Origin of the sequence: Vibrio sp. ER1A, from assembly GCF_000733315.1 — a bacterium.
GTDB lineage: Bacteria > Pseudomonadota > Gammaproteobacteria > Enterobacterales > Vibrionaceae > Vibrio > Vibrio mediterranei.
In genome coordinates, this window is sequence record NZ_JPJA01000086.1 from 469579 (window position 1) to 484626 (window position 15048).

Sequence of the window (15048 nt, forward strand, 5' to 3'; positions counted from 1 at the left end):
AGCAAGGAGGGGATATGAAGTCATATGCGATAGGAATTGATTGTGGTAACACGGCGATCAAAGCGGCATTGTTCGATGAGCATGGCTGCGAGATAGGCGCTGTAGCCAATAATTATCCGACTCATATCCCTCAACCTGATCACACTGAAGCGGACTTAAACCAATGCTGGTCGCTATGCGCAGAGGTGATCGCTAAATTGATTGAGCAAACCGGTGTGGACAGCAGTCAAGTTATCGCGCTAGGAACCAGCGGTCATGGGAATGGGTTATATCTGCTTGATACTGAACTAAAGCCATTACTTGGTATTAAGTCTCTGGATAATCGCGCTGCCAGCGAAGTCACCTTGCTACAGGCATCTAAGGGATTCACAGACCTCAAAAAGCGCAATCGGCAAGGCGTGTGGTCATCTCAAACAGCAGTGTTACTTACGTGGCTACAGAAGCACCAGCCAGAAACGTTTCAAAAAACCGGTCAGGTGCTGTTTTGCAAAGACTATGTGAACTACTGCCTTACAGGGCAGTGCGCGACAGAATGGGGAGATATCACTGCATCGGGTTTGTTCGATTTTGAAACCGACTCAGTGTCTCTTGAGCTTCTGAATCACTACCAGTTGGCAGACATTAGCACCAAGTTGCCGCCGATTTATGAAAGTAATCAAGTGATAGGAACAGTCACTGAAGACGCTGCAAGTATAACAAAGCTTAAAGCGGGGACGCCTGTCATTGCGGGTCTGTTCGATGTAGTGGCATGCGCCTATGGTTCACAAGCCAGTGCGTTAGCTGATACCTCGGTAGTCGCTGGCACATGGAATATCAATCAGGTAGTAACTGATGAACTGCCGCCTGAAGAGGTATTTATGGCGTGTAAATTCGCTGAGAATCGATACTTAGCCATAGAGTCCAGCACCTGCTCAGCATCCAATCTAGAGTGGCTGGTGGAGCGATTCTTCTCTGAGCGAAGAGAACGTGAAGCAAGCGTTGGCAATAGTATTTTCGAACAGTTTAATCGCCAATTGGAAGATGTCGAATTAATGCCAACGCTACCCATGTTCCATCCGTACCTCTACGGATCGACCGGGCAAGATAGCCAATCTGCCAATCTGTTTGGTTTGAAAGGTTGGCATCAGGACATTCACGTGGTCTACGCCTTTTATGAGGGTATTGTATTTGCTCATCTTGAGCATATCCAAAGATTACGTTCGGCAGGGTATGACGTGGATCGAATTGCCATTAGCGGTGGCGCTTCTCGAAGCGAATATTGGTGTCAGTTGTTTGCAGACATATTGGGCGTCACGGTGACGTCGACAAATTGTAACGAGGTCGGAGCAAAAGGTGTGGCGCAACTGGCGATGAATGCCGTCACTGAAGGTCAGACCGAGCGACTAAGCCCTCAGCCGCAGCCCGATAAGCGTTATATGCCTAATATTAAGCGCTCGGAGTTCTTTACGACTCGATATAGTAAGTACTGTCTTCTGAGAGATGCATTACGTTCATTGGGCTGATTGAACCTTGATGAGCTCAAGCGACAAGTTTAGCTAGTTAGCGACTACCAAGGCTCTACCACAGCAAAGTTGTGGGGACTTGTTACGTCCTGAATAAATTAATTTAAATAATGATACGAAATGTATCGATATAAATTGTGAGGTGAATTATGAGTCAATCTATTGTTTTGCCAAAGCTTTTAGAGGTAGGTGAAGGCGCGACAGCGCGAGCGGGGGAGATAGCTATCCAACTGGGTTGTCGCCGAGTCATGATTGTATCTGACCCAGTGATGAAAACCTTAGGCCAGGTCGACCAGCTAAAGTCCTTCGTGAATCAAGCTGGTGTTGAGGCGGATGTTTTCACGGATACCGTTCCAGAACCAACAGAGGCGTCGATACTTCCAGCGGTAAATAAGGTGATTGATGGGCATTATGATGGCGTCATCGCGCTAGGCGGTGGCAGTGTGATTGATAGTGCTAAAGCGATTGCTTTGCTTGCGGAGCACCAAGGTCGAATTCGAGATTACAGTGTACCTAATATCGTGACTTCGCCAATTATGCCGTTGATTGCGATTCCAACGACGGCGGGAACGGGCTCGGAGGTCACCAAAGTGACCATTATTACCGACGAAACCAACGACGAAAAGCTTCTTTGTATGGGACCAGGTCTTATTCCATCAGCCGCCATCATTGATTTTACTTTAACAATGACGGCTCCGGAGCGCATCACAGCGGATACCGGAATTGATGCGTTAACTCACGCCATTGAAGCCTATGTTAGTGGAAAGTCGGGTCTGTTTACTGATCAGCAAGCGCTATTGGCGATGAAACTTATCGCGCCAAATCTGCGTGAAGCCGTCAACAATCCAGACAATAAATACGCCAAAGAGCAAATGATGCTCGGAGCTACGCTCGCAGGCATTGCGTTTTCTAATGCATCTGTCGCTTTGGTCCATGGCATGAGCCGCCCAATTGGCGCGCACTTTCATGTGCCTCACGGTATGAGCAACGCCATGTTATTGCCGACGGTAACGGAATATTCGATTCCAGCGGCTAAAGCTCGTTATGCCGAGTGTGCAAGAGCAATGGGAGTGGTTGATGCGAGCACCAATGACGACGATGCAGTTGCTGCACTACTGCTGGAACTTAGGCAGATCAATCAGGATTTAAGCGTGCCTTCCATGAGCGATTTTGGCATTGATAAACAGGCGTTTTGGTCAAATCTCGACATCATGTCTGAGCAAGCTCTGGCTTCTGGATCGCCTAACAACAATCCTCGAGTTCCGAACAAAGAAGAAGTGATCGAGCTGTATAAAGCCGCTTGGTAGCGCCTGAATTTCCTTAATTAAGCCTCAGAATACTAAACAAGGATGAAAACATGATCAGTAGTTTTATTAATAATCAATATGTTGAAAGTCAGTCGGAACGACATTTGCCTGTCTATGACCCTGCTACAGGTGAAGTGCAGAACCAAGTTGGACTGTGCTCAAAACAGGAAGTAGAGCAGGCAATTACCATTGCACAGGCAGCGTTTGACTCTTGGGCTAAAACCACGCCGCTTAATCGCGCCAGAGTGATGTTCAAGTTCAAAACTCTGTTAGAACAAAATCGTGATGAACTGGCGAATATCATCAGCCGTGAGCATGGCAAGGTCTTTAGTGATGCATTAGGTGAGATAACTCGAGGGCTAGAAGTGGTCGAGTTTGCCTGCGGCATCCCACACCTGCAAAAAGGCGAGCACAGTCTGAACGTTGGAACCGGTGTAGATTCCCACTCACAAATGATGCCACTTGGTGTGGTGGCCGGGATTTCACCATTTAACTTCCCGGTCATGGTGCCTATGTGGATGTTTCCTATTGCCATTGCGACGGGCAATACGTTTATCTTAAAACCGTCAGAGAAAAATCCCTCCGCGCCTCTGTTTATTGCTGACCTTCTGAAACAAGCGGGATTACCTGATGGTGTTTTTAATGTGGTTCAAGGGGATAAAGAAGCGGTAGATACGTTACTGCAAGACCCAAGAATTCAAGCTGTTAGCTTTGTCGGTTCAACGCCGATTGCAGAATACATCTATTCTGAAGGCGCGAAACACGGCAAGCGCGTTCAAGCCCTAGGTGGTGCGAAAAACCATATGGTGGTCATGCCGGATGCCGATATTGCCGGTGCAGTGAATGCGCTGATGGGTGCAGCCTATGGAGCCGCTGGAGAGCGCTGCATGGCGATTTCGGTTGCCGTCGCTGTGGGTGATGAGACGGGCGATGCATTGGCTCGTCACCTTCAAGATAAGTTAACCACGTTAAAAGTAGGACCCGGTTACGGTCAAGCGATTGAAAACGATATGGGACCTTTGATTACCAAAGAGCATAAGCAAAAAGTTTGCGGATACATTCAAAAGGGTCAGGAAGAGGGCGCGGCTTTACTTGTTGATGGTCGAGATCTAGAACTGGCTAAGTCAAGTGATGGCTTTTTCGTTGGTGGTACCTTGTTCGACCATGTGACCACCGATATGACTGTGTATCAAGAAGAGATATTCGGTCCAGTGCTTTGCATTGTTCGAGTCAATACTTATCAGGAAGCCCTACAAATCATAAACGACCATGAATATGGCAACGGCACGGCTATCTTTACTGCAGACGGCGATACCGCGCGAGACTTCTCCGCCAACGTTCAGATAGGTATGGTTGGAGTGAATGTGCCTATTCCGGTACCAATGGCATTCCACAGTTTTGGCGGTTGGAAGCGTTCACTGTTTGGCCCTTTGCATATGCACGGCCCTGACGGCGTTCGATTCTTTACTCGAATGAAAACCATCACTACACGTTGGCCCGAATCGGATGTGAAAGTCGGTTCAAAGGACAGCACACAGACTCAAGCCGAATTCGTCATGCCAACTATGAAATAACGCATTGACGTGAGGAGGTGTGCGGTAGGTTTGCTTAAATTTGGGCAGCGAGTCAACAAGATAAACTGTCTATTTTTTGGATTGATTGGGTAGGCGAGCCTGTCCTCTTCATGTTTTTTAAGTGCTCACTTTTCTATGAGAAGTGAGCTTTGTTTAGTGACCATAAAAAACAAGGAGAAGGCGATGAAAGCCAATCGCTTGATAAAGTCTCTTGAGACTTGGCGTCGCCCTGTTGTGAGCAGTGTATTAGCGGGACTATGCAGTACCTCGTTTATTGCCGCAGCAAATGCTGCACAAGGCCCTGGATTGGGTAACCTTACCTACGGATCATCAGAGGCGTTTACTCATGTATCGAGTCCACTCGTTGACGATACCACTAATTTTCTTCCCCCCGACTATCCCGGCAGAAAACACTATGGCGTAAACGTCATGACCATGCTCAACGGCTATATGGTTGGCGTCTTTGCCCCTGATAGTGGCGGTGGGCCGGGAGGTTGGATCGCACTGGATGTCTCTAACCCCAAAGCCATGCAACTCGTTAAAACAGTATATGAACCGGATCTTGCCAATCTAAACCGTACTGGTGATGGATTAAGGACAGCGGAGTTTAGAGAGCCGCACTCGTTTGGCTTGGGAGAGAACAACACCATTGCCATCCAAAACGGGAAAGGGGATAGAAATCTGGGATTGGTCGGATGTGACTAATCCTGTGCGCTTGTCGAAATTGGCGATCTCTGGCGTGAACTTCGGTGATTACAACAACGTCTCTTGGCAGCTTTTTTGGCAAGCTCCTTATCTTTATATTGCTCGTGGCAATGCAGGGTTAACCATTGTTGATACCAGCGACATGAGTAACCCAACACTAGTGAAAACGGTGCCGAACTCGGAACTGGGCGGATTCAACATAGGACCACTCTTTGCGCTGGGTAACCGAATGTTCATTTCCAGCATGGAAGGGACGGCAGGTTTTTCCATGCTCAACATAGATGATCCGGTTAACCCAACCTTAGTTAAGACGGTTAATCGCCTACCAGAGAAGTACTATGCTTCCTGTTGGGATGGCAAATATGCGTATTTCGGAGCGCGAAGCACCAATGACTATTTGCGTGTCTATGACACGACTACTAACCCGATGACGTTAGTTAATGAAAAACTGACTGGATTCGAAAATCTTTATTGTAACGTTCAAGACAACAAGTTGTTTCTGGGTAACCAAGACGATATTGCGGTATTAGATGTCAGTGATATCAACAATATACGTGAACTTGGGCGCAGCTCATTGAATGCCACAAGCAGCAACACTGACCATGGTCAGGTGTTCCCATTTGGTAACCTAGTTTGGGTTGGAAACGACCATGGTTCTGGCAGTGGTTTGATTGCACATCAAAGTATGCCGGACAATGTTCCTCCTTATATATCCGCCGCTAACCCAGCGATCGACGCGACACTGCAACCTTTATCGACCCGTATTGGTGTGGCGTTATCAGATAGCGTGTTGATGGAATCGGTCAATAGTAGCTCGTTTACTGTCACCAAAATCGGTAGTTCAACCCCGCTTCAAGGGGAGTACAGCACCAACCTCGGATTTATCCACTTTACTCCTTCCCAAGCACTAGAAGCGGACAGTATTTACGAAGTCGTACTGGAAGGAATTGAGGACTTTGCTGATAACCCGATGGCTCGTACTGAATATCGCTTTGCGACGGGATCGCAAGTCGGCCACGATGTGACCTTGTCAGCCAATGATAAAGTGACACTAGGTAGTAGTGTTAATGTGTCTGCTTCTACGACACCTTTGTTAGGAGGCAGTCTCGAGTATTCTTGGAACTTTGGCGATGGTAGTGGTTCGACACCGTTTTCGACCAGCGGAAACGCGAGTTATACCTACAATCAGCCTAACCATTGGTCTGCGGTGGTGACGATTAAAGAAACCACGGCTGATGGTGTGTTTGAGAGTAGTAAGTCGGTACCCATCACAGTATATCGTCAACCAACAACGGTCTCGCCAACGGCGTCATCAACCATAGTGGAAGCCAATGGCCAGGTTGTTGTGGTTAACGAAGACAACGATACCGTCAGTGCTATCGAAAACACAGCTCCGTACGGCAAATTATGGGAAGCTGCAGTGGGTGATCAGCCGAGAACTCTAGCGGTAGCGCCTAATGGCAATTTATGGGTAGTTAATCAGGCAGATGCTAGTATCACTGTGCTGACAAATACTGGCCAGTTTGTGGATACGATTGTGCTGCCAAGAGCGTCTCAGCCATACGGTATTGCTTTCTCCCCAGATAGCACTAACGCTTTTGTGTCGCTGCAGGCAAGTGGTAAGTTGCTCAAGATCGACCCAAGCACCAAAGCTATCGTGGCAACAGTGGATGTTGGTCATAGCGCAAGAGGCATTGCGGTTGACAGTTCATCATCACAGGTTCTGGTGACACGCTTTGTTTCGCCTCAAACTAACGCGGAAGTTGTCGCAGTTGATGCATCCAGTATGACCATCGACCAGAGTTATCTTATCGCTAAAGATACGACAACAATAGATGGCCCAGATAGAAGCCGAGGCATTGCTAACTACCTTGGTTCCGTCGCAATTTCGCCGGATGGATATAGTGCTTGGCTGCCATCTAATAAAGCAAACGTTGATCGTGGTCCCTATTTAGAAGGCGATGAAACCAAAACGCTGACGTTTGAAACGACGATTCGAGCTGTGGTTAACCGACTCGATCTCAATTCGAAAACAGTGATGGATAATGCCTTAGATATTGATGATCGTGCACAGCCCAAAGCGGCCGTATTCAGCGATATAGGCGACCTAATTTTTATTGCGGTAGAAGGTCAAAATAGCATTGAGATTCGCAATACCTACAACTTAAACAGAGCTGGGGAGATTTTTGATACTGGCTTAGCACCAAGAGGGCTCGTACTATCAGGGTCGACATTATTTGTTCACAACTTTATCTCAAGAACGGTGTCTGTGCATGACGTCAATGCGTTTTTGACCGATCGAGGTGACATTCCAACCTTGGCACAAGTCTCTGTGGTGGCGAATGAAACACTGCATCCACGAGTGCTACGCGGCAAACAGATCTTCTACAACGCAGCCGATGCGAGAATGACCCAAGATGGCTACATATCTTGTGCCAGCTGCCACGCAGATGGCGATAGCGACCATAGGGTGTGGGACTTTACCGACCGTGGTGAAGGGTTAAGAAACACTATCTCGTTATTGGGTAAGACAGGCACAGGCAATGGTCGAGTGCATTGGACCGCGAATTTTGACGAGATACAGGATTTCGAAAACGATATTCGCTACGCGTTCGGTGGTCGTGGGTTTATGGTAGACGCCTTATTTAGCCTGTCAGAAAACCCATTAGGAACATCGAAATCAGGTAAAAGTGAAGACTTAGATAACCTCGCGTTTTACGTCAGTAGCTTAAATCAATTCCCTAAAAGTCCACACCGAGATTCTTCTGGCGCGTTAACAGCTGAAGCCTTAACGGGGCAGGCGCTGTTCACCTCGAAAGGGTGTGACACTTGTCATGCGGGAGTGTATTACACCGACATGCAAAGGCACGATGTCGGTACCATTGATGCCTCTTCAGGGCAAGGCATCGGAGCTCCATTAGTAGGTACGGGTTTTGATACACCGAGTTTGATTGGTCTTTGGGGTAGCGCGCCATATTTCCATAACGGTCAAGCGGCAACGTTGGATGATGTGTTACAAATTGGCTCGCAGCATAGCGTGGCGGATAACTCAGAACGCGCTGCATTGGTGGCTTATCTAGAACAGGTTGAATACGAAGGCCCCGATATAGTGGTGCCCGAGCCACCGCAAGCAACATCCTATACCTACCTAAGTGATCTTTCGGAAACCAGCGCAACCAATGGGTGGGGACCGATTGAAAAAGACACCAGTGTCGGTGAAAACGCTCCGGGTGATGGTCAAACGATATCCATTGGTGGCAGTGAATTTACCAAAGGACTCGGTGTTCATGCTCATTCAGAGGTGACGTACAGCCTGACGGGTGGCACTTACGATCAGTTTACTGCTTTCATCGGTGTTGATGATGAGACGGGCAGTTCAGGTTCCGTCGTGTTCGAGGTTTGGTTGGATGGCGTGATGGCTTATCAAAGTAGCGTATTACGAGGAAGTGATGTTGCCGAGTACGTGCAAGTGAACATTCCAAGTAGCGCGCAGGAGCTCAAGCTAGTAGTGAGTGATGCGGGCGACGGAGTCGGTAGTGACCATGGTTCTTGGGGAGACGCTAAGCTTCGCACACCAAGTGAAGGGGGCGGTGCCGCTGTTCCTGGGCTGTTTTATGGCACCGTTTCGGGCAATATTAATGAAACCGATGCTAACCCGAAAACATCCATAACAACCTCATTAAGCGAAACGGAAGATGCGATTGCTGGTAATACGACCAAGGTGTTTACCGGTTATATCTACGATGCCGACGGTCAGATTTCTTTCAGTGAAAACAATGATGACAAAACGCGTCTATGGATTGATGGACAGTTGGTGCTAAGTAGTGACCTCTGGAGTGATCGGGTCTCGACTGGCAACTTAAACTTATCTCCTGGTTGGCATCAGTTTGAGTTGAGGCTAAGTAATGGCAATGGTGGCAGCGGACCTCATACTGGATTGGCTTTTGCCTATGACCCAGACGGTGGCAGCAATTGGATTCATCCAGCCGATAACGGTTCGGGTAATCTATTTATGACTGAGGATCCAGGAAGCTCGTCCACACCGCCAGCGAGCGTTTATCTTAGTGACTTACAGGAAGACAGCTCGACCAATGGCTGGGGCTCTATCGAAAAAGATATGAGTAATGGTGAGCGAGAAGCGCAAGATGGCACCACTATTTCAATAGGCGGGCAAACCTTCGCCAAAGGATTGGGGGTACATGCGAACTCAACGATCACTTATACCATCTCTGCAGGTCAATACAGTCGCTTTACTGCGAGTGTTGGTGTTGATGACGAAGTGGGTAACTCTGGCTCGGTAGTATTCCAAGTAGAACTAGATGGCGTGTTGTACTATCAAAGTGCGACGTTGACCGGTTCAGATAACGCAGAATCCGTTTCTGTTGATATTCCAGTAGACGCTACGACCATCACACTTAAGGCGAATGATGCCGGAAATGGCAATGGTTATGACCACGCGAGTTGGGGGGATGCGAAACTATTGCAAAACTAGCTTGAACAGGGCTTGCTCCGGCAAGCCCTTTTAATATCTGTCACTTAGGCTTTGTACACGGTTGCACTTAATCAGTAAAAGCAATAGGCTATTCAAAGCATATCGAATACCGTATCAAGGATGAATGTAGCTCTATGACAAGCTCTAGTTCGGCAAATACTACTAAAGGTTCAACCCTAGACCGAGTACTACAAGTGCTCGCCATCGTGGCTCACAGCCGTGGTCAACTCAATAGAGAGTCTATTGCCGAACAACTGTCTATGCCAATTGCGTCTGCGAACAAACTGATCAACCAGCTTATCGTTTTAGGCCATCTCCAAGAAAATATCATTGGTCGCGTTATTGCGGGGCCGAACCTGCAGTCTTTATCTCATGATATTTTGAAGAACCAACGCTTTTCTGAACAAAGAACATCGGTGTTGCAACGCCTTGCTGACACGATTGGTGAAACGTGCGGAATTTCAGTGCCTAATGGTATTGAAATGATCTACTTTGAGCGTGTGAACTGCAACTGGCCACTGCAAATCAATTTGGCAGAGGGGAGTCCGGTCCCTATTGCAGCTTCCGCATCGGGTAAGCTTTATCTCGCTTCATTGGACACTTCAATTCGTGAAAACGTCGTACAACACATGGGGTTAACCGAATACACACCAAAGACCATAACTAATGATGGTCTGTTTCTTGAAGAGCTGAGCCGGATTGCTGAACAAGGGTTTGGTGAAGACAATGAAGAATTTGTCGACGGTATGGTGGCGATATCGGTGCCTATTGGCTCCGATGCATTAAGTTTTGGCTATCTATTTTGCCATGCACCGAGCTTTCGTACCTCGTTGGATACGCTGAAAACACATCTCCCAGAATTACGCTCAGCTGCGCAAGAAATTTTAGAGTTTACACTCGGCGAGCTAAAGACCGAGTAGTTTGATCTTTGCCAAAAATTACCGTACGGCATTAATTGTTAGTGAGAATTTGTGATTGGTTGAGATATTAATTTTCATCCGTCTCGAGTATGTTAATACTTCCAATCCAAGGGAGCATTAGGCATTGAAAACCAGCAACGCAATGTACCAACCTCATATTCAGCAGCATTTAAAAGACACCACAAAGTTCATTAATGGGTATCTAAAATCAGGCAAAGGAGACTTGACAGCATCCTTGGATAGTCAGAACCAAATCAAGATTCGCAACTCTGAGGGAGCGGTCGTCAAAACCTATGACGGTGAGAAAATTGCGGAGAAAAAAGCGGGCGTTGATACCTACGTATAAGGAATAGGTCTAGCTTGAAAGCTAGACCTATTTGAGTGCTCTTGAAGTTCGAAGGCCTACTTTATACCTGTTCGCTTGGGTGCCCCCACATGCGCGGCTCAGCGTAAGGGCCTGTTATCGATGATGTGGACTCCCCAATACCTTGCAAAGCGTTCGGTGTCAGTTCACGTGCAAACCAACATTCCAATGGCGCCTGTGTTCTTACCGGCGGTAGAACATTATGCGGTGTATTGTAGCGATTACCATAATGGAAGGGTTCTCCCATAACAAAGATAACGTCTGCATCCAATTCACTTTCGGCTTGTTCCATCAATCGTGTCGCATAGCCTTTCCCTTGATATTCCGGCAGTACAGCTAATGGTGCGAGCACATAACATTTGAGATGTGGGGCAGCATCAATGGTAATTGGCGTATAACATGCGTGAGCGACACCCTGATAAACGATAGAGTAGCTTCCATCGAGAATTAAGTTATCGGCAAACTCAGCATAGAGCTTGGCATGTCTTTCATCATATAGTCCTCCTGCAGCAGCGAAGGCTTCATATTGAATTTGGTACGGCGTTTTCATTCGATTTACCTTATAAATTTCATGGTTGTCAGAGCACAAACCCAAGTGTTCACGGTTCACCTCATTGCTTGTCTGACGAGTTCTTTTCTACTTAAAGACGTTTTGATCAATTTGCTCATATCTTTGTCATATCGACGTTCTACATTCGAGTTTTTGTCATTTTTTCGTCTTTCTAAGAAAGCATGTTCCTGTTTTAAATTTAGGTAACTGTCATAACGCTCAGGGGTTATGTTACCTGCTTCAAGCTCTTTCTGAACTGCACAACCAGGTTCCCCCTCATGTTGGCAGTTTCTATATTTGCAATCTTGGGCAACAAGAGATATTTCCTCGAAAACTGAATCTATATCGTTACCGTTTGCCCACGCCTGTACTTCCTTGATACCAGATGTATCGACAATGAAACCGCCATTTTCTAACTCAAATAGGTAAGAGCTTGACGTGGTATGCCTGCCTCGCATGTCTTGCAAGCGAAGTCCATTAGTCTTCTGCGCTTGATATTGCAATAACGTATTGGTTAAGGTTGATTTACCCACACCAGATGGTCCAATGAAGACACCGACTTTACCGTTAGCTAGGTATGTCATAATGTCGTTAATACCTGTGCCGTCTAGAGCACTGCAGGTAATTATGTCGATACCTAGCGCGACCGTTTCGGCTTGCATTTGCACTAGTTCAGCGTCTTCATTTAAATCCGACTTATTAAGTATGACTACAGGCGTTGCACCACTGTTCCAAGCAACGGTCAGAAGTCTTTCTAATAGACGGTCTGAGTAGTTTCGACCACCATCTAAGCCCATCACGATGAATGTGTAATCTACGTTTGCAGCGATAGTTTGTTGGACTGTTGCTTCAGCTGAGGCTTTTCTGCTTACCAAACTTTTCCGTTTCTTGATGCTTTGGATCAATATAATATTGTTGTCATCTCTGGCTTCTATCCAATCGCCAACACAAGGATAGCCTTGCTTGTCTTGTATTAAATGGATAAAGCTACCCTTCAATTGGGCGGTTCTAATGCCGTCAGGGGTTTGTACTTTGTATCTATTGGCGTTTCTTTCAATTACTCGGTATGTCTGTAGGTTATTCGAGTACATATTCACTACCTTTGTTTATGCTCATTTGTTTCAGTTCAGACAAAATAGTTTTTGATGGGAATGGTAGAGACATCATCGGTTCTACTGCCATTGTTACTAACAAAAATTCATTGTCGTCTGCTGCGATTCGGTTTGTTCTAATCGTGCTGCACTCACTACATTTGTGGACCAGAGACCATTCTCGATTCTTCTGACCATAAATACTGATCGGTTCCATAATGCCACGACAACTCGAACGTCTATCTCCCGCTTTAATATCCATGTGCACGCTGCTTAGGCAGTGAGGGCAGTGGTTACGATGTTGTCCACCGTATTGAATAGGTGTCACGCCTAAACCACATGATGCACAAAGGAATGATTCGTTAGGGTTAGCTCTTAAAGTTTTCGTTCTAGTCATAATGAATACCTCACATTAATTAGTTTATTGGTGATACTGCTCCTTGAAAAGGAACTGACTGACCGTACAGTCGGTTGTTGTGTTTAAAAAAATCACGCATTAACTGTGCGTGATATTGAGTGAATCTATTAACAATATTTGTTGATGAATTCTTGTTTGATTTCTTCTATGGGGAAGTCAACATTCAACAAATAGTTCATTGCGATGCCGTCGATTTCAGCGATAAACATTCTTGTCACAACCGATGGATTTGGGTGCGATAGAGAACGAAACACCTCTTCGGTTGATGCCTGCAGACCTTGATATCTTTCTTCAATTAGATCTAAGACGATCTTACGCGTGGTCGGATGTACCATGACACTGAAGTTTAATTGATACATCTTTCGGTGCTGTTCGATCATCATTCCTTCAAATATCGAATCAATCATCGCCTCAAGTCTCCCTTCTGATGAAGCTAAGTGCTCATCTTGTTGGTCAACTCCGTTGATGATGTCAGTCATATGGGTGAACACTGCTCTTAGTAGCTCGTTCTTATTTTTAAAGTGATGGAAAACTAAGCCTTTTGAGATTTCTGCATGCTCACAGATAGTTGAAATAGGCGTTTTTTCAAATCCATGCTCCGCAAATAGCTGCATGGCAACTTCAATGATCTTGTCTTTCTTGTCCATCACATTACTCACTTTGTTAACCGACCAGTCAGTCAGTGGGTGCGGATTCTAATTTCACTTTGAGTATGTGTCAAATATTATTTTGGATAATTTTTAGGTAGTAGATGGTAAGTTGGTATAGAAATATCTTAGCAACTCTACGTAAGCCTAATTAAAACAATGGGATACGGTAGGAGTTATGGAAGGAGGGGCTCCCTTGCAAGTGAGATTAAGTTTGCAAGGGAGCATCAGGACTTATCGAAAAGGCAGTTTCCTTATAAGTCTTGATTCTTTTTGTTTAGAAGTTGTACTGAAGACGTACACGAGCGCCGTATTCAGAGACATCGCCGCTTACTTTGTCAGCCTTTGCGGAGGTGTAATAAGCACCTGTAGACGCCGTCAATGAGTCAACTAAAAAGTCTTTGTGCTCATAACCAGCGTAGGTAGTGAATAGATTCACATCGCCAACGCTGCCATTTTTTACTTCGTTGTTGGCTGTTGTATAGAAAGCTCCTAAGCCGAAACCATACGCTGCAATGTTAGTACCGAACGTGTGTAGTTTTGTGTCTACACGGGTACTGGTACCTTTCAAGAGAGGTTTAGATGTCTTGTATGCGTAACTCAGGTTTAGGCTTGCTAGGCCAAATTTAACATTAGCAGTTGTTGCTAAACCAAGTTCATCTTTGTCTTTTGACGCGTCGTCAAAACCTTTCTCAAGACCTGCTGAGATTGAGAACGATTTGCTTGGAGTCACTGTTAATACTGGACGTAACGCAACATTGCTGTTCTTATCTTTTTCGTCAACGAAAACAACGTTGGTTTCAAATTTAATTAAATCATTACCAGCGTAAAGTAACGCTGCGCCATCAAAACGTCCGCGGTATTTGTTACCACGATAGTGACCTGCGAATAGTTCACCATCGACTAGACTGGCTGTATCAGCATCATCTACGAAAATATCAATTTGAAGAGGGGAAAGATCCAGAGCTTCGAAACGACCTAACTGAGCGCCCAGATAAGTGTTGCCAGTTTTCTTAAGGTCTAAGTAAGCGTCATCCATAGTGACGGTGCCGTCCGTTTTCAGTAACGGATTAACACGTGCTTTCATTTTATACCCGTTTTGCTCAACAATATAATCGGCAGTAAATGATAGACGCCCATTTGTATTAAGCGTTGTTTTGTCCGATTTTAGTTTTGTTGTCGAAGTCTTTAAGTCAACAGATTGTTTCGTAGCGTTCATATCAATACGCATATTGCCGCCAAGAGTTAATGTACCAGGGCCGGCTTTAATATCTGCTGCCATTGTTCCAAATGACATAGTCGCACATGCAACACTCACTGCTAATATATTGAATTTCATAATTTACCTTTTTGTCCTTTCTTGTGTTTTTATTCAACGATGATTATTTTTATGTGAGAGATGTTTATTGACAAGTTGATAGTATTAATATTTAGACTTGAACGGTTAAATAGGGTTTTTACCGAGATTCCGCAGCATA

At 45.8% G+C, this 15048-nt stretch carries 12 protein-coding genes; 7 read left to right on the forward strand and 5 right to left on the reverse strand.

Annotated features, from left to right (window positions below; genetic code table 11):
* Positions 1-14: 14 nt before the first annotated feature.
* From HW45_RS09530 to HW45_RS09555, 7 genes are all read left to right on the forward strand, one after another.
* On the forward strand, positions 15-1502 hold the full coding sequence (locus HW45_RS09530) for an FGGY-family carbohydrate kinase (protein WP_038226597.1): 1488 nt from the start codon (positions 15-17) through the stop codon (positions 1500-1502).
* A 149-nt stretch (positions 1503-1651) separates the two neighbouring features.
* The gene (locus tag HW45_RS09535; protein ID WP_038226599.1) at positions 1652-2809 is read left to right on the forward strand and encodes an iron-containing alcohol dehydrogenase; all 1158 of its coding nucleotides are present in this window, start codon (positions 1652-1654) and stop codon (positions 2807-2809) included.
* Positions 2810-2859: 50 nt separating this feature from the next.
* Complete coding sequence (locus tag HW45_RS09540; protein WP_038226600.1) at positions 2860-4383, forward strand: CoA-acylating methylmalonate-semialdehyde dehydrogenase; 1524 nt, start codon at positions 2860-2862, stop codon at positions 4381-4383.
* A 183-nt stretch (positions 4384-4566) separates the two neighbouring features.
* Positions 4567-5088 (forward strand): hypothetical protein, encoded by a 522-nt coding sequence (locus HW45_RS29965; RefSeq protein ID WP_235225423.1) that lies wholly within the window; start codon positions 4567-4569, stop codon positions 5086-5088.
* Positions 5081-9580 carry an NPCBM/NEW2 domain-containing protein gene (locus HW45_RS09545; RefSeq protein WP_235225436.1) on the forward strand — a complete coding sequence of 1500 codons (4500 nt, stop codon included), beginning with the start codon at positions 5081-5083 and terminating at the stop codon, positions 9578-9580. Before HW45_RS29965 ends, HW45_RS09545 begins: the two co-directional genes overlap by 8 nt.
* 134 nt (positions 9581-9714) lie before the next feature.
* Complete coding sequence (locus HW45_RS09550) at positions 9715-10500, forward strand: IclR family transcriptional regulator (protein ID WP_038226601.1); 786 nt, start codon at positions 9715-9717, stop codon at positions 10498-10500.
* Positions 10501-10624: 124 nt separating this feature from the next.
* Entirely contained in the window at positions 10625-10846 is a 222-nt protein-coding gene (locus tag HW45_RS09555; RefSeq protein ID WP_006070483.1) for a hypothetical protein, read from the forward strand.
* Positions 10847-10907: 61 nt separating this feature from the next.
* On the opposite strand, the gene HW45_RS09560 is transcribed toward HW45_RS09555, so the two are convergent.
* From HW45_RS09560 to HW45_RS09580, 5 genes are all read right to left on the reverse strand, one after another.
* The gene (locus tag HW45_RS09560; RefSeq protein WP_031494140.1) at positions 10908-11414 is read right to left on the reverse strand and encodes a GNAT family N-acetyltransferase; all 507 of its coding nucleotides are present in this window, start codon (positions 11412-11414) and stop codon (positions 10908-10910) included.
* A gap of 56 nt (positions 11415-11470) precedes the next feature.
* Positions 11471-12505, reverse strand: a complete 1035-nt coding sequence (gene rsgA, locus HW45_RS09565; protein WP_038226602.1) for a ribosome small subunit-dependent GTPase A — start codon at positions 12503-12505, stop codon at positions 11471-11473.
* Positions 12492-12902: an RNHCP domain-containing protein gene (locus tag HW45_RS09570; protein ID WP_038226604.1), complete on the reverse strand. Its 411-nt coding sequence runs from the start codon at positions 12900-12902 to the stop codon at positions 12492-12494. The genes rsgA and HW45_RS09570 overlap by 14 nt, the downstream gene beginning before the upstream one ends.
* A 128-nt stretch (positions 12903-13030) precedes the next feature.
* The gene (locus HW45_RS09575; protein WP_031495133.1) at positions 13031-13570 is read right to left on the reverse strand and encodes a TetR/AcrR family transcriptional regulator; all 540 of its coding nucleotides are present in this window, start codon (positions 13568-13570) and stop codon (positions 13031-13033) included.
* Between the two features lie 277 nt (positions 13571-13847).
* Positions 13848-14909 (reverse strand): carbohydrate porin, encoded by a 1062-nt coding sequence (locus HW45_RS09580; protein WP_038226607.1) that lies wholly within the window; start codon positions 14907-14909, stop codon positions 13848-13850.
* Between the last annotated feature and the right edge of the window lie 139 nt (positions 14910-15048).